This window comes from Colwellia sp. BRX8-5, from assembly GCF_014077325.1.
Taxonomy (GTDB): Bacteria; Pseudomonadota; Gammaproteobacteria; order Enterobacterales; family Alteromonadaceae; genus Colwellia_A.
This window is the reverse complement of the sequence record NZ_JACGVR010000025.1, coordinates 43,157-57,626: the sequence shown is the minus strand read 5'-3', so window position 1 is coordinate 57,626 and position 14,470 is coordinate 43,157. Positions and strand designations below refer to the sequence as shown.

14 protein-coding genes are annotated in these 14,470 nt (G+C 37.7%); 7 read left to right on the top strand and 7 right to left on the bottom strand.

Annotated elements, in window-relative coordinates; genetic code table 11:
* Positions 1-394: 394 nt before the first annotated feature.
* Positions 395-1,699 (bottom strand): DUF3667 domain-containing protein, encoded by a 1,305-nt coding sequence (locus H4J62_RS14900; protein ID WP_182217565.1) that lies wholly within the window; start codon positions 1,697-1,699, stop codon positions 395-397.
* A 243-nt stretch (positions 1,700-1,942) separates the two neighbouring features.
* Here H4J62_RS14900 and H4J62_RS14895 point away from each other — a divergent pair, with 243 nt between their 5' ends.
* Positions 1,943-2,491 carry a YkvA family protein gene (locus H4J62_RS14895; protein WP_182217566.1) on the top strand — a complete coding sequence of 183 codons (549 nt, stop codon included), beginning with the start codon at positions 1,943-1,945 and terminating at the stop codon, positions 2,489-2,491.
* A 758-nt stretch (positions 2,492-3,249) separates the two neighbouring features.
* Here H4J62_RS14895 and H4J62_RS14890 read toward each other — a convergent pair.
* The 6 genes from H4J62_RS14890 to H4J62_RS14865 form a co-directional block, all read right to left on the bottom strand.
* Complete coding sequence (locus tag H4J62_RS14890; RefSeq protein WP_170246384.1) at positions 3,250-3,423, bottom strand: hypothetical protein; 174 nt, start codon at positions 3,421-3,423, stop codon at positions 3,250-3,252.
* Positions 3,420-4,694, bottom strand: a complete 1,275-nt coding sequence (locus tag H4J62_RS14885) for an AmpG family muropeptide MFS transporter (protein WP_182217568.1) — start codon at positions 4,692-4,694, stop codon at positions 3,420-3,422. Before H4J62_RS14885 ends, H4J62_RS14890 begins: the two co-directional genes overlap by 4 nt.
* A gap of 110 nt (positions 4,695-4,804) precedes the next feature.
* On the bottom strand, positions 4,805-5,134 hold the full coding sequence (locus H4J62_RS14880) for a hypothetical protein (RefSeq protein ID WP_182217569.1): 330 nt from the start codon (positions 5,132-5,134) through the stop codon (positions 4,805-4,807).
* Positions 5,135-5,394: 260 nt separating this feature from the next.
* Entirely contained in the window at positions 5,395-5,976 is a 582-nt protein-coding gene (locus H4J62_RS14875) for a peptidylprolyl isomerase (RefSeq protein ID WP_182217571.1), read from the bottom strand.
* A gap of 33 nt (positions 5,977-6,009) precedes the next feature.
* On the bottom strand, positions 6,010-6,606 hold the full coding sequence (locus H4J62_RS14870) for a YajG family lipoprotein (RefSeq protein WP_182217573.1): 597 nt from the start codon (positions 6,604-6,606) through the stop codon (positions 6,010-6,012).
* A 16-nt stretch (positions 6,607-6,622) separates the two neighbouring features.
* Positions 6,623-7,774 (bottom strand): methyltransferase, encoded by a 1,152-nt coding sequence (locus H4J62_RS14865; protein ID WP_182217575.1) that lies wholly within the window; start codon positions 7,772-7,774, stop codon positions 6,623-6,625.
* Between the two features lie 253 nt (positions 7,775-8,027).
* Between H4J62_RS14865 and H4J62_RS14860 the strand changes: the two genes are divergently transcribed.
* The 6 genes from H4J62_RS14860 to H4J62_RS14835 all read left to right on the top strand — a co-directional run bounded on the left by H4J62_RS14860 (position 8,028) and on the right by H4J62_RS14835 (position 14,466).
* Positions 8,028-8,351, top strand: a complete 324-nt coding sequence (locus tag H4J62_RS14860; RefSeq protein WP_182217577.1) for a BolA/IbaG family iron-sulfur metabolism protein — start codon at positions 8,028-8,030, stop codon at positions 8,349-8,351.
* Between the two features lie 587 nt (positions 8,352-8,938).
* Positions 8,939-10,129, top strand: coding sequence for an enoyl-ACP reductase FabV (gene fabV, locus H4J62_RS14855; RefSeq protein WP_182217578.1), 1,191 nt, complete (start codon positions 8,939-8,941; stop codon positions 10,127-10,129).
* A gap of 387 nt (positions 10,130-10,516) precedes the next feature.
* Entirely contained in the window at positions 10,517-11,854 is a 1,338-nt protein-coding gene (locus H4J62_RS14850) for a Na(+)-translocating NADH-quinone reductase subunit A (RefSeq protein ID WP_182217580.1), read from the top strand.
* A 2-nt stretch (positions 11,855-11,856) separates the two neighbouring features.
* Positions 11,857-13,068, top strand: coding sequence for an NADH:ubiquinone reductase (Na(+)-transporting) subunit B (locus H4J62_RS14845; protein ID WP_182217581.1), 1,212 nt, complete (start codon positions 11,857-11,859; stop codon positions 13,066-13,068).
* On the top strand, positions 13,061-13,843 hold the full coding sequence (locus H4J62_RS14840) for a Na(+)-translocating NADH-quinone reductase subunit C (protein ID WP_182217583.1): 783 nt from the start codon (positions 13,061-13,063) through the stop codon (positions 13,841-13,843). The genes H4J62_RS14845 and H4J62_RS14840 overlap by 8 nt, the downstream gene beginning before the upstream one ends.
* Complete coding sequence (locus tag H4J62_RS14835; protein WP_146800034.1) at positions 13,843-14,466, top strand: NADH:ubiquinone reductase (Na(+)-transporting) subunit D; 624 nt, start codon at positions 13,843-13,845, stop codon at positions 14,464-14,466. The genes H4J62_RS14840 and H4J62_RS14835 overlap by 1 nt, the downstream gene beginning before the upstream one ends.
* The last annotated feature ends 4 nt before the right edge of the window (positions 14,467-14,470 follow it).

The window sequence follows — 14,470 nt, the reverse complement described above, 5'->3', positions numbered from 1 at the left end:
CTTCACCGTCATACTTAATTTATTTCAGTATATGTTTTTGTTTTGTTAACTACGAGATCCTGAAACAAGTTCAGGATGACGGGTGTTGTATCAGGATGACGAAGGATGTTGTAGCAGGATGGCGGATGTATTATCAGGATGACGGATGTGGTATCAGGATGACGGAGGTGTTATCAGGATGACTGAGGCTTATCCCTTTACCGTCATGCTGAATTTATTTCAGTATCTGCTTTTGTGTTGTTAACGACGAGATCCTGAAACAAGTTCAGGATGACGGGTGAGTTATCAGGATGACGTAGGTGGTATCAGGATGACGACGGATACGGTATCTGGTTGACGGAATCCAGATCAGCATAACGGGCTTGTATCAGGGCAGGGTAACTGAAACTGTTAGTTAAATATCTGTTAAGCCCCAAACGAAGGCAATTACACCTGTGAAGCCAATAAGTATCATATAGGCGGTGCCGATAAACGAATATTTGATAAAGGTCAAAAAATAACCCTGTTTATAGACGCGCTTTTGCATGATAAATAAATATATCGGGATCCAAATTAATAAGGCTTTACTGGCAAATTCAATCGAGCCAGTAAGTAAAGGGAGGACTGTTTCACTATAGCCAGCAAACACATCTAGTAACTCTACCAACAATATAGTAAAGAAAATAAAACTATGGCTGTGCAAGGCAACCGTTAAATGTTCCATATACAGTCGTTTGGAAAATATAAACATTATTTTTAATAAAACAGCAAAAAGAGGTAGTAAAACAAACATTAATTGCGGTAATTTTCCAATAACTTCTTGCACTAATGGCGTTGCATCAGAGCGGAAGGCATTTTCTGCTTTCTTGATCAAAGACTTTGTAAACACATTAAGGCTTTTATTATTCTCGTCACTCAAGAAATCAAAAGACAAGGTACCATCGGCATTATTGCCTATGGTCGTAGAAGTTTTTTCTACATTATCTAGTTCCTCACCATTTTTAAATTTTGCAATATTTGAGGTTAATAAATCATAACGTTCTTTTTTATTCCCGCTAAGTGCTTGTCCATCTTTAAATTGTCTTAATTCTAAATCGACAAGTGTTTTGGTCATATCAATTAACCGTTTATTTTTTTCAATACTGTAATCTTTATTAATATCGGTTAAATAGGTCTCAAATTTTGCGATACTTTTTGTTGTTTCTGACAAATCAACGGTATTATCTGGTGAGCCATCAATGGCTTTAAGCTTGTTTTTTTCAAGTAAAACAAGCTGATCTTTGATTTGAGTGATTGATGTCTGATTGTCGCTTACCGCGAGAAGAGTATTACTGTCTGAGAGCACAAAAAATTTTAAGGTAATAAAAAAGACAATACTCACAAAAAGGTATAAACGTAGCGGAGGCACGTAATGCACGCGTTTTCCGGCAATATACTCATTAGTTAAAAAACCAGGACGAGCAACTAATGGCAATATAGTTCGGGCGGCACGAGAATCAAAACTAAAAATATCATCAAGAAGGTGTAATATCACCACCCAAAAATATTTCAATGTTGATTCTGCTTGTTGACCACACTGACCACAAAAAGGACCGTTGAGTGGCTGATGACAATTATCACAATTGTTATTTGCTGAACTTCTCATGGTATCAGGCTGTTCAGAGACTGATGGCGTGATATCAAGATCACTATTTTTTTTAACTAACTCGGTATTTTGCATAAAAGTTTCAGAATAAATACAAACAATAGAACAAAATCATAGCATTATGTTTATAAAAGTGTGAATGAAAAGTTATAAATATTTACAAATTAATTGAGTTAACTGCGTGCTGTTTGTATAACTATCTGCTAAATTTACTCTAATAAGAAAAATAGGGTTGAATGTACTATGTTTACTATTATGCAAAAAAGTAAATAATAAACAAAGTGTAGTAATAGAAAAGCCAAATACAGGAGAATTATAATGGCGTTTGAAGTTAAATTTGAATTAACAGAGTCAGACTTAGACCACTTCCGTGATGTAATGCGTAAAGCACAATCAGGAGCTGCAAAACTTAGTGAAGCAGTTATTTTAAGTAACGCTAAGAGTATTAGCCAAGATATTAAAGGAAGTGTTCCAGAATTTGTCAGCGAGCGCATTAAAAAACTAGAAACTTTAGTGGCGATGATAGAAGACTCTGAATGGAAAATTCCAGCAGAAGAGCGCAGTGATGTGCTAAGTGCATTGGCCTATTTTAGTGATCCAGAAGATTTAGTACCTGACCATATTCCTGTATTAGGCTTTTTAGACGACGCCATCATGATTGAATTAGTTGCCGAAGAACTGAAAGACGATATTGAAGCGTTTCTAGAGTTTTGTGCTTATCGTAGCCGAGAAGAAGGTCGTAGTGGTGATGCTACAGTGACTCGTGAAGAGTGGCTAGATTCTAAACGTCGCGAACTTCATAGTCGTATGAGAAACCGACGCTCTACTCGTCGTAGCGGTCGCTCATCATTTCGTTCAGTTTTTTAAACACTACTTTAAAAACATTGAATTCTAAAAGCTTACTCATTTTTTGAGTAAGCTTTTTTTATGTGTTGTTAACGAGGAGATCCTGAAACAAGTTCAGGATGACGGGTGTGGTATCAGGATGAAGGAGGGGGTATCAGAATGACTGAGGCTTATCCCTTTGCCGTCATGCTGAATTTATTTCAGTATCTGCTTTTGTGTTGTTAACGACGAGATCCTGAAACAAGTTCAGGATGACGGAGTTGTTATCAGGATGACGGAGGTGTTATCAAAAGGACTGAGGCTTATCCCTTTACCGTCATGCTGAATTTATTTCAGTATCTGCTTTTGTGTTGTCAACGATGAGATCCTGAAACAAGTTCAGGATGACGGAGGTGGTATTAGGATGACGGAGTTGTTATCAGGATGATGGGTGTGTTATTAGGATGACGAAGGTGTTATCCGAATGACTGAGGTTTATCCCTTTGCCGTCATGCTGAATTTATTTCAGTATCTGCTTTTGTGTTGTTAACGACGAGATCCTGAAACAAGTTCAGGATGACGGAGGTGGTATCAGGATGACGGAGGTGTTATCAGGATGACTGAGGCTTATCCCTTTTCCGTCATACTGAATTCATTTCAGTATCTGCTTTTGTGTTGTTAACGACGAGTCCTGAAACAAATTCAGGTTGATGGATGAGTTATCAGAATGACTGAGGCGGTATCTGGTTGACTGAGGTGGTCTCATAACGATGGATTTGGTATCAGGATATCAGCAGTCGTCATCCGTGAGTAACGTATATCATTACCACTAAAAATCCAATGAGTACGGTATTTAAAGCAATAATATAAGCAAAACCTTTCACACCTTCTTTTACACTAAAGCCTTTAGCATCTAGATATCGCCACCAAAAAAGGCACATGATAATAGGGAGTAGAAAGAACAGTTTAATCATATTAATTCCTCGGTTTTATTTTTTGTTTCGAAAGGGACTTTTTCGCTCCAAGGAGCAACTTTAAATAACATAAGCATTCCTGGGATCGCGAGGAAAGTACAAAGAAAGTAGAACGATGTCCAACCTATTTGCTCTACAATAAGGCCAGTTGTTGCATTGGCAAAGGTTCTAGGCAAAGCGGTTAGCGCCGTAAAGAGTGCAAATTGCGTTGCAGCAAAAGCGGGGTTGGTTGTTCTTGCTATAAAGGCAGTAAATGCAGCTGTACCTAAACCAACACCTAAGTATTCAAAGCCCATCGCAAAAGCTAGAGCGTAAGTATTATGACCTATTTCTGCTAAAGCGGCAAAGCCTAATATGCTGATGATTTGCACAAAGCCAAACAACCATAATGCCTTATTTATACTGAGCTTTATCATTACAATGCCGCCAACAGCAAGCCCGATAGTCATCGCAATAAGCGACGCTGTTTTAGCAACCACACCAATTTCTGTTTTAGTAAAGCCTAAGTCTATAAAAAAGGGAGTTTGCAGGGCTGTAGCCATACTGTCGCCTAATTTGTATAAAAATAAAAAAATGAGAATTTGTAAGGCACTTTTAAAACCTTTTCGTGAAATAAAATCTCTAAAAGGCAATACAACAGCATCATGTAATGTTTTAGGAGCAAGATGTTCGCTTTTACTCTCTTTAATACATAAGGTCAGTAAAATACCGATGAGCATAAACGCAGCAACAATAAGAAAAACTGATTGCCAGCTGATATGGTCAGCCAATATAAAAGCTAACGAGCCCGGCACTAAGCCAGATAGACGATAAGCCTGTACATGGATAGAATTACCTAAGCCCAGTTCGTGTTCTTGCAATAACTCCCTGCGATAAGCATCAAGAACAATATCTTGGCTTGCACTAAAAAAAGCAACAGCAGCGGCAAGATAAGCGACAGACCAAATATTTATAGTAGGGTCTATAAAACCAAAACCAGCGATAGAGAAGAGTAATAAAACTTGCGTAGCGAACATCCAACTTCGACGTCGACCTAACATCGGAAAAGAATACCTGTCCATCAATGGCGACCAAATAAACTTCCAAACATAAGGAATGCCAATTAATGAGAATAAACCTATCTCAACTAGACTTACTCCTTCTGATCTTAACCAACCAGGTACCAGTTGATATAAAATAAATAACGGCAAGCCCGAAGTGAATCCGGTGAAGATACAAATCAACATTCTTTTATTGAGAATAGCTTCTTTGAATGTTTGTTGAGTGGTCATGCAATTGCCTACAAAAATCTTAGTAGGCATAGGCTATCAAAATGTTATTGAAAACAGAAGTTTATTCTTGAGTTCTGTGACCAAGTGTCGAGGATTTTACTAACGTTAGCCTAAGGTAACGGACGCCAGCCAATACAGTCAATAGGATAACTGCCAGTACCTGTGAAGAAATCTAAACAGGTCGTTATTTCACTTTTAAAATACAAATCATGGCTCAGTGATTGTGCTCCATGTAAACTCATCTCATGGACTAAGTGCCAAAAAACGCGCTCTTTTGCACTACTCGGCATTTCATCATTTACCTTGAGCAATGTCCATTCCTCCATGGTATCAAGGATGAATGTGTCGAGTTCGGTATAATGCAATGATTGGTTAATCACAGCTTTAATATAGTAAGCTATTTGTTGTGTTTTTTCGTTGATAAACGGCTCAATTATCATGGCATCCTCAGTTCACTTTCGTATTTAAATCATTCAAGTAGGAAAGTAGCTACCACTTTATTGAAATGGTGAAAATAGTTGTTATTGTTTATTTACTACCTTATATATCGTAGATTAAAAACAGTTTGTCAAAGGTGTAGGCAATTTAATTTTCATTTAATTGTAAGAACGTACAAAAAAGAATGTTTATTATGGCATTATTATAGTCAGAAATATTGACTCCTGACTATAATTTACAGCTGAAATTTTATTGGATAAATTTATTCTTCTGGTAATAAAGTGGCTTTAATTAAGGTAATAGGTTCTACGGGCACATCGTCCCAGCCCATCGCATCGCTATAGTGTGTTTTAGCTAAATTCATAGCATCAACAACTGCCTGACCTTCAATAATGGCGCCGAATACGGTATATCCCCAGCGACGGCCTGGATCTAAACTTTTATTGTCAGCCATATTAAAAAAGAATTGACGATTTGCGGTGTGTGGGCGATTTTCTTTTGCCATAGCAATAGTGCCACGTTCATTTTTTAAACCATTACCTGATTCATTAACAATATTTCCAGTGACTTTTTTAAAATTGAAGTCCTCATCATAGCCACCGCCTTGTACGATAAAGTCTGAGACAATACGATGAAAAATCGTATTGTTGTATTCACCTTTAACCACATACATTAAAAAATTATCAACAGTTAATGGCGCACGAATGCGGTCTAATTCAACAATGATGACTCCTTTTGATGTTTCTAATTTCACTTTTGGAAATAAGTTATTAGGATCAATGGCAATATTATTCGCTGATAGAGTGCCAGATAAAAATATAAGTAAAAAAAATAAACCTTTCATTATCATTTCTTCTTTTAAAGGAGCTGTTAAAAATTACTTTATAAAACGCTGAATTTCAATGTTATTAATAACTTGAGATAATAACTGAGTAAGTTGTTGACTAAAGTCTCGCTCTAATACCGCAATATCTGCGCCCAATGGGCCTTCACTAGTTCCGCGAACTTTAAAGGTGTTGCTCAACGTTTGTGAGCCATTGTTTACAGTTACGCGGATCACAAGTTCATTGTTAACTTGATATTTCATCATTTCTTGTTGCACGCTGCTCAAGCCATTATCAATAATTATTTCAATTGCATTACCCGCTTGAGCGTTAATGTCTAAGCCCTGTTTTTTAAATTCAGCGGCTAACGCTTCCTCAACAATACGGTTTAATGGTTGCTGACTAGAATAAACCTCTGCTGCTTCATCTTTTCTTAATACTTGCACAACATGCTGGGCACTTCGCAAATCAGTGACCGTTAAACTCGCTTGTTTATTTTGATAAGCACTTTGGCTAGATGCACCATTATTTATGCTTAAATCTGGAGCAATAACCACGTAAGTGGGTTTGTTGGCACAAGCCGTCAGTACAAGCAGTAAAGTTGTTGCGGCTAATGTTTTAATTTTATTGTTAATGAATATATTTTTCATGATCTGATTAACTCCATTATTTTATTGATGAAAGCGTGACAAATTTATCATTGCTGGCAATGAGTTTTTCATTACCAAAAAGTCGTTTAAGTTTAATATGGTATCCGAGTTGCCGATTACCAATAATGCGTAACTCACCACCGTTCTTTAATGCTCTATGGCTATCGCGAAACATCTGCCAAGCGATATGGTCTGTGGTTGCATTTTGCTGGTGAAAAGGAGGGTTACACAAAATCAAATCAACACTATTAGGCTCCATATCGGCTAAGCAGTCATTTATCATGAACTGACACTGTTCGAGTTGCTCTGGTAAGTTTTTACTGATATTAGTCTTAGCAGAATCAACAGCCATATAAGATTCATCAACAAAAGTAACTAATGCCTGGGGTTGCTCTGCCAGTACGGCTAAACCAATCACACCATTGCCGCAGCCTAAGTCAATAACACGACTACCTGCTTTGACTTCAGGAAGGTGCTTAATAAAGTGGCGAGCACCAATATCAAGTTTTTCACGAGCATAAACCCCTGAATGATTACTGATAATAAAAGCGCTATCTTCTAACGGCCAAACTGTTGGAAAAGGTGAAGATAAAACTTGCTTGTTATCAAGTTGAGAGAATACTAAACGTGCTTTCTTTACCGCTAAAGACGTTTTTGTTGTCCCTAAATATTTTTCAAATAATTTTAACGTCGAGCTATGGATATCTTTGGCTTTATCGCTAGCAATAAAAATAAGCTCTTGATTATATTTAGCTTTAATCGATAAAAGTTGATCGATCATTAATGACTTACTTTTAGGTATCTTGTACAACACCACGGTAATATTATCGGGTAGGTCATCCAAACTCGTTATTTGGCTAATATTGTCAAGCGACAAACCGTTTTGCTCAATATTATATTTTAACCCTTGGTGGCTTATCCAAGAATCGGAAACCGTAGTCACATTTGACTGAGTAAAGTTAGCGGTAATAGCGCCAAAGCTATCATTGAAAATTAGTAAGTTGTGCTGGCTATCCGCTAAACTTTGCTCATTAACATAATTAATTAAATACTCGTCGGCTGAATCCCAAGCAACTAGTGCACGGTTAACTTGACCAACGGGGTAGCGATCTAAAAAAAGGTTCTTGTCATAAACGCCATCTGCGTTAACAATAAAAGGGCTGATCATAATAAAGAGGTTCGATTTTCACCTAGAAGAATGTCAGCTATTGTGACAAAATATAGGGAATTGAGCCAGTGATAGTTGCCTCGAGCGCTTAAAAACTATTTTATAAATAAATGAATTTTTTTTTATCAATAATGGCAACTGTTTACTCGCCATTAATGCCAATGAAACGACTATAGCCATCCAGACTGATGGCATATTGTCTGTAACAAACTAAAATTACTCCACTACAGAAAAACACATCAGGGATTTAATAATGACCATTGAAGCTGTAATAGAACAAAAACTTCTTTCCGCATTTTCTCCAATACATCTCGATGTTATTAATGAAAGCCATCAGCATAATGTTGCACCGGGCAGTGAATCTCATTTTAAAGTGATTATTGTTACCGACGACTTTATCGGAGAGCGCTTAATTAAACGTCACCGAGCCATTAATTCGTTGCTTTCAACAGAGCTTGCCGAAAAAATACATGCGTTAGCGCTTCATACTTATACTAAAGATGAGTGGGACAAGTATTATGCAGATAATACCCCTTTGTCGCCTAAATGCTTAGGCGGTGGTAAAAAAACAGCGTAACTTTTGCAAATAAATGGGGTAAAACGCTAGCTAACCATGATTCGCGATTTTCCCCCTAATTTATTCTACCCTCATAATTGTATTCACTTTTCGTGAAATACCTGTTATTTACTCTTATCATTATCTATGTAAAATGAATAATATTTGGCAACAGCTATGTTACTTAATGGGTTAATTTAGCTAACAAGGTTATTGATGGGTCACCGATAACCCGAAACAATCATTTCAGGATTATTATGACTGATGGTGTGATTTACTTTGCTCATTGTGGTGTTGCGATTTAACTTTAATGTTGGTGGGATACGGTACAATATTTTGCATTGTACTTCCATGCTAGGGTCATTATGTTAGGCGCTGTTTATACGTTAAAAGCTGATGGCCGGGTTTAGGCAGATGTTTTTTATTAAAATAGCTAGCGGCTTTAATCCTTTATTTTGAGGTAAATGTTTACTGGTCATACCTCGTATTCTTTTTAGTAGCGTAAACTATGCGACAATTTTTAAATTTATGTCGCAATAAATATTGAATAATTACTAAATTGCCGAGTCGTTTGGCGATAAAAATAGTATTAATTAAAAGGTCTTCTTATGGTTATTAAACCTAAAATTCGTGGTTTTATTTGTACAAATGCACACCCAGCGGGCTGTGAAGCTCATGTCAATGAGCAGATTTCTTATGTAAAATCTCATCAACAGGCTAATGCCAAGCCAAAAAATGTTTTGGTTATTGGTTCATCTACTGGTTATGGCTTATCGTCACGTATAACCGCCGCATTTGGTAATAATGCTAAAACATTAGGTATTTTCTTTGAGAAACCGCCCACTGAAAAGAAAACAGCCAGTGCAGGTTGGTACAATACTTCGGCGTTTCAAAAGGCTGCTGAACAAGAGGGGCTTTGGTCTAAAAATATTAATGGTGATGCGTTTTCACATGAAATTAAAGCAAAGGCTATTGAAACAATTAAAGCTGAATTAGGTGAAATTGATCTAATCGTTTACTCACTTGCTTCGCCTCGTCGAACTGATCCAGATACCGGTGAAGTTTATTCATCGACGCTTAAACCTATTGGTCAAAGTGTAACCACTAAAAACCTAAATACCTCAAAGCGTGTTATTGATGAAATTTCTGTTGAAGCAGCAAATGAAGCTGAGATACAAGGTACCATTGATGTAATGGGAGGCGCTGACTGGGAACTATGGATTAAGGCATTGAATGAGGCTGGCGTTCTTTCAGAAGGATTTAAATCAGTAGCTTATACCTATATTGGTAAAGAATTAACTTGGCCAATATACGGAAAAGCGACCATAGGTAAAGCGAAAGAAGATTTAGACCGTGCTGCATCGGCAATTAACAAAGCTACTGCTAACCTTAAGGGCGAAGCCCATGTTACCTCATTAAATGCGGTCGTTACGCAGGCGAGTTCAGCAATACCTATCATGCCACTTTATATTTCAGCAATGTTTAAGGTGATGAAGGCAGATGGCACTTATGAAGGGTGTATCGAACAAATTCAGAACCTATTTGTTGATAACATCTACAGTGAAACACCTCGCTTAGATGATAAAAATCGTTACCGTCAAAATCATAAAGAGCTTGAAGATAGCGTTCAAAAACGCGTGACAGACATTTGGAATACCGTTGATTCTGATAATATTGATGAGTTAACTGACTATGTTGGCTATCATCAAGAGTTTTTAAAGTTATTTGGCTTTAGTGTTGCAGGTGTTGATTACGAAGCTGATGTCGATACAATGGCAGAAATTAAGCATCTTTTATAACGATTAACTTTCATTATTTACGATTAGCATCAATAATAAAAAGCCGACATAAAATGTCGGTTTTTTTAGGTCTGACAAAATTTTTGGCTGATAAATGAGCGAAATCAATAATATTCAACTAATTTGTAATTTAAGTAACTGAGATCGTAGATAGCCTTAGAGTTTTTGTGTTAAAATCGCGCTAGAAATTTTAACTTAGAGCCAGTGGGTCTTTTTTATTCTTAAGCAACTTCCTTTGTTGCCAAGAAAGAAGTACTTACTGAAATACACTGAAATCGATAATTTGCTTTACCTAAATAATATTGATTACAAGTCATCGTAAAATAGTTTGTTTAGGTAAGTAGATGATTGGTTTTGATACTCCCATCAAAAGTAGTGCATGTGTTTATGATTACAATAAAAAAAGGTCTGGATGTTCCTGTCGTTGGTTCTCCCCAGCAGGTAATCCATGATGGCAACGCCATCAAAACCGTTGCAGCATTAGGTGAAGAGTTTGTGGGTATGCGACCAACCATGTTTGTTAAAGTGGATGATCGTGTTAAAAAAGGTCAGATTCTTTTTGAAGATAAAAAGAACCCTGGCGTTAAATTCACAGCTCATGCTGCCGGTGTTGTTAAAGAAATCAACCGTGGTGAAAAACGTGTTTTGCAATCAGTCGTTATTAAAATTGACGGCGATGAGCAAATTACATTTCCTTCATACACAGCGAATGAACTTAACTCAATAAAACGTCAAGATGTTGTTGATAACCTTGTTAATTCAGGTTTGTGGACAGCATTGCGTACACGTCCATTTAGTAAAGTTCCTGCCGTTGATTCAACGCCAACCGCCATTTTTGTTAGTGCAATGGATACTAATCCGCTAGCCGCTAACCCTGAAGTGATTATTAATGAACAAAGTGAAGCCTTTAAAAATGGCTTAACAATACTTACTCGTTTAACGAGTGGTGAAGTGTTTGTTAGTAAAGCGCCGGGTGCTAATATTCCCGTCGAAGCTAATGTGCAAGTTAACGAATTTGCAGGAAAACATCCTGCTGGTTTAGTTGGCACACACATGCACTTTTTAAAGCCGGTTAGTGCAGAGAAGTCTTCATGGAACTTAGGCTATCAAGACGTGATTGCTTTTGGACAGTTATTTACTACTGGTGAATTAAATAACACCCGTATTATTTCACTTGCTGGTCCTGCTGCTAAGAACCCTCGTTTAGTGCGTACTATTTTAGGTGCAAATACTGACGAATTAATCGCTGGTGAATTTGCCGACGGTGAATTACGTATTATATCGGGCTCTTTACTTTCAGGAGCAAAAGCAAAAGGTGTTCACGCTTATTTAGGTCGTTACCATGTGCAAATTTCGTTGATTTTAGAAGGTCGCGAGAAAGAGTTTATTGGTTACATGTATCCTGGACCTAATAAATTCTCGGTAACACGTGCATATATGTCTCATTTCTTCCCAAAGAAATTATTCAATATGACCACAACAACTAACGGTAGTCCTCGTGCCATGGTGCCAATTGGTAACTTTGAACGTGTGATGCCATTAGATATTCTCCCAACAATGTTATTGCGTGATTTATGTGCCGGTGATACCGACAGCGCGCAGCAACTTGGTGCTTTAGAGCTTGATGAAGAAGATTTAGCCTTGTGTACATTTGTTTGCCCTGGCAAAACAGATTACGGCGTTATTCTTCGTGAATGCCTAACCACAATAGAGAAGGAAGGTTAGACATGGGCTTGAAAAAGTTTATTGAAGATATTGAACCGCAATTTGAAAAAGGCGGTAAGCTAGAAACGTGGTACGCTTTGTATGAAGCTGTAGCCACCGGTTTATTTACTCCTGGTCAAGTGAACAAAGGTGCTACTCACGTTCGTGACAGTATTGACTTAAAACGCATCATGATAACGGTATGGTTAGCTGTTTTTCCTGCTATGTTTTTTGGTATGTACAACATTGGTTTTCAAGCAGCTGATGCCTTAGCTGCTGGTTATGCTTTACCTGATACTTGGCAAGTAGGCTTGTTCGAATTCCTTGGAGGTAGCTTATCTGCTGACTCGAGTGTCTTCGGTATGATGCTTTATGGAGCAATGTTCTTCTTACCTATTTATGCGACTACCTTTATTGTTGGTGGCTTTTGGGAAGTTCTCTTTGCTTCAGTACGCAAGCATGAAGTTAACGAAGGTTTCTTTGTTAGTTCAATCTTGTTTGCCTTGATCTTACCTGCAACAATTCCATTATGGCAAGTTGCTATTGGTATTACTTTCGGTATTGTTATTGCTAAAGAAATCTTTGGTGGTACAGGTAAAAACTTCTTGAACCCTGCGCTAGCGGGTCGTGCATTTCTGTTTTTTGCTTATCCAGGTGAATTATCAGGTGATGCTGTTTGGGTTGCTATTGATGGTTACTCAGGTGCGACACCATTAAGTGCAGCAGCAGCAGCCATTCCAGGATCGGTTGATTTTGCAATCAATACTAACTGGTGGAATGCATTCTTGGGCTTTATCCCAGGTTCTATGGGTGAAGTATCAACAGCTGCTATTTTCCTAGGTGGTGCATACATTCTGTATAAAGGTATTGCTTCGTGGCGTATTGTTTTAAGTGTTTTCGCCGGAATGGTGTTCACTTCATTACTGTTTAACAGTATTGGTAGCGATACTAACGCAATGTTTGCTATGCCATGGTACTGGCATTTAGTCACCGGTGGTTTTGCTTTTGGTATGATGTTTATGGCTACTGACCCTGTCACTATGTCTTTTACTAATACGGGTAAATACTGGTTTGGTGCATTAGTTGGTGTAATGGTTGTACTCATACGTGTAGTTAACCCGGCATACCCTGAAGGAATTATGTTAGCTATTTTATTCGCTAATTTATTCGCCCCTCTTTTCGACTATTTTGTTGTTCAAGGGAATATCAAACGGAGGCTCGCTCGTAATGTCTAGTAATAAAGAAACTCCAATTAAAACAATCGGCTTTGTGTTTTTAGTTTGTCTGGTTTGTGCTGCGTTAGTCTCTGTTGCTGCGATTAGCTTAAAACCGTTACAACAAGCTAATAAACTACTTGATAAGCAAACTAAAATTCTTGAAGCTTCCGGCTTATTAGAAAAAGCAGGTACTGATATTGTTGGTACTTACAACAAGTATGTTGTTGCTAAAATGATTGACCTAGATTCAGGGAAAATTATTGAAGGTAACACCGATATATTTGACGAACGTGCAGACGCTCGTGATGCTGCTAAAAGCTCAAAGCTTACTAACGATACCGCAGGTATTAATCGCCGTGCTAACCGCGCTGTTGTTTACTTAGTTAATAACGAGCAAGGTCAGCTAAATACTTTAGTTTTACCTATTGTTGGTTCAGGGCTGTGGGACTTAATGTACGGTTATATTGGTTTAGCGCCAGATTTAAATACCGTTCGTAGTCTTATTTATTCTGACTTAAAGGAAACTCCGGGTTTAGGCGCTGAAGTACTTAACCCTAAGTGGAAAGCTTTATGGCCAGGTAAGAAAATTTACAATGATAGCGATGAAGTGGCTATTAAAGTGATTAAAGGTGGTGCTAAAGCCGGTGATGTTCACGGCGTTGACGCATTGTCAGGCGCTACATTAACCAGTAATGGCGTGCAAAACACCTTACATTTTTGGTTAGGTGAGCAAGGTTATGGACCTTTTATTACTAAATACCGCAGTGTTGCTAGCGAAGGAGAGATGAACTAATGTCTTCAGATACTAAAAAAGTACTATTTGGACCTATTGTAGATAACAACCCTATCGCTTTACAGGTACTAGGTGTTTGTTCTGCTCTAGCGGTAACCAGTTCAATGGCAAACGCTTTGGTTATGACCATAGCGGTAATGCTAGTTACTGGCTTTTCTAACTTTTTTATCTCACTTGTGCGTAATCATATTCCATCAAGTGTGCGTATTATTGTGCAAATGGCGATTATAGCGTCATTAGTAATTGTGGTTGACCAAGTATTAAAAGCCTTCTCTTATCAGTTGTCGAAAGAGTTGTCAGTTTTCATTGGTTTGATCATTACTAACTGTATTGTAATGGGCCGTGCAGAAGCCTTTGCTATGAAAGAAAAGCCGGGTGTTAGCTTTTTAGATGGTATTGGTAACGGTTTAGGTTACGGCGCAGTTTTGATGATTGTTGCTTTTTTCCGTGAATTATTTGGTTTTGGTGAGATCTTTGGTATTGAAGTGTTTAAATTAGTTCAAAACGATGGTTGGTACCAAGGTAATGGCTTATTAGTCTTACCATTTAGTTCATTCTTCATTATTGGTTTAATCATCTGGGCTGTACGCCAGTGGAAACCAGAACAAGTAGAGAAGGATTAGCCCC

Excerpts from the sequence above, each read along its gene's own strand:
- H4J62_RS14860 (WP_182217577.1), top strand. The coding sequence starts at position 8,028 with ATGACCATTGAAGCTGTAATAGAACAAAAACTTCTTTCCGCATTTTCT.
- H4J62_RS14845 (WP_182217581.1), top strand. The coding sequence starts at position 11,857 with ATGGGCTTGAAAAAGTTTATTGAAGATATTGAACCGCAATTTGAAAAA.
- H4J62_RS14835 (WP_146800034.1), top strand. The coding sequence starts at position 13,843 with ATGTCTTCAGATACTAAAAAAGTACTATTTGGACCTATTGTAGATAAC.
- H4J62_RS14890 (WP_170246384.1), bottom strand. The coding sequence starts at position 3,423 with ATGATTAAACTGTTCTTTCTACTCCCTATTATCATGTGCCTTTTTTGG.
- H4J62_RS14885 (WP_182217568.1), bottom strand. The coding sequence starts at position 4,694 with ATGACCACTCAACAAACATTCAAAGAAGCTATTCTCAATAAAAGAATG.
- H4J62_RS14840 (WP_182217583.1), top strand. The coding sequence starts at position 13,061 with ATGTCTAGTAATAAAGAAACTCCAATTAAAACAATCGGCTTTGTGTTT.
- H4J62_RS14875 (WP_182217571.1), bottom strand. The coding sequence starts at position 5,976 with ATGAAAGGTTTATTTTTTTTACTTATATTTTTATCTGGCACTCTATCA.
- H4J62_RS14880 (WP_182217569.1), bottom strand. The coding sequence starts at position 5,134 with ATGATAATTGAGCCGTTTATCAACGAAAAAACACAACAAATAGCTTAC.
- H4J62_RS14895 (WP_182217566.1), top strand. The coding sequence starts at position 1,943 with ATGGCGTTTGAAGTTAAATTTGAATTAACAGAGTCAGACTTAGACCAC.
- H4J62_RS14850 (WP_182217580.1), top strand. The coding sequence starts at position 10,517 with ATGATTACAATAAAAAAAGGTCTGGATGTTCCTGTCGTTGGTTCTCCC.
- H4J62_RS14870 (WP_182217573.1), bottom strand. The coding sequence starts at position 6,606 with ATGAAAAATATATTCATTAACAATAAAATTAAAACATTAGCCGCAACA.
- fabV (WP_182217578.1), top strand. The coding sequence starts at position 8,939 with ATGGTTATTAAACCTAAAATTCGTGGTTTTATTTGTACAAATGCACAC.
- H4J62_RS14900 (WP_182217565.1), bottom strand. The coding sequence starts at position 1,699 with ATGCAAAATACCGAGTTAGTTAAAAAAAATAGTGATCTTGATATCACG.
- H4J62_RS14865 (WP_182217575.1), bottom strand. The coding sequence starts at position 7,774 with ATGATCAGCCCTTTTATTGTTAACGCAGATGGCGTTTATGACAAGAAC.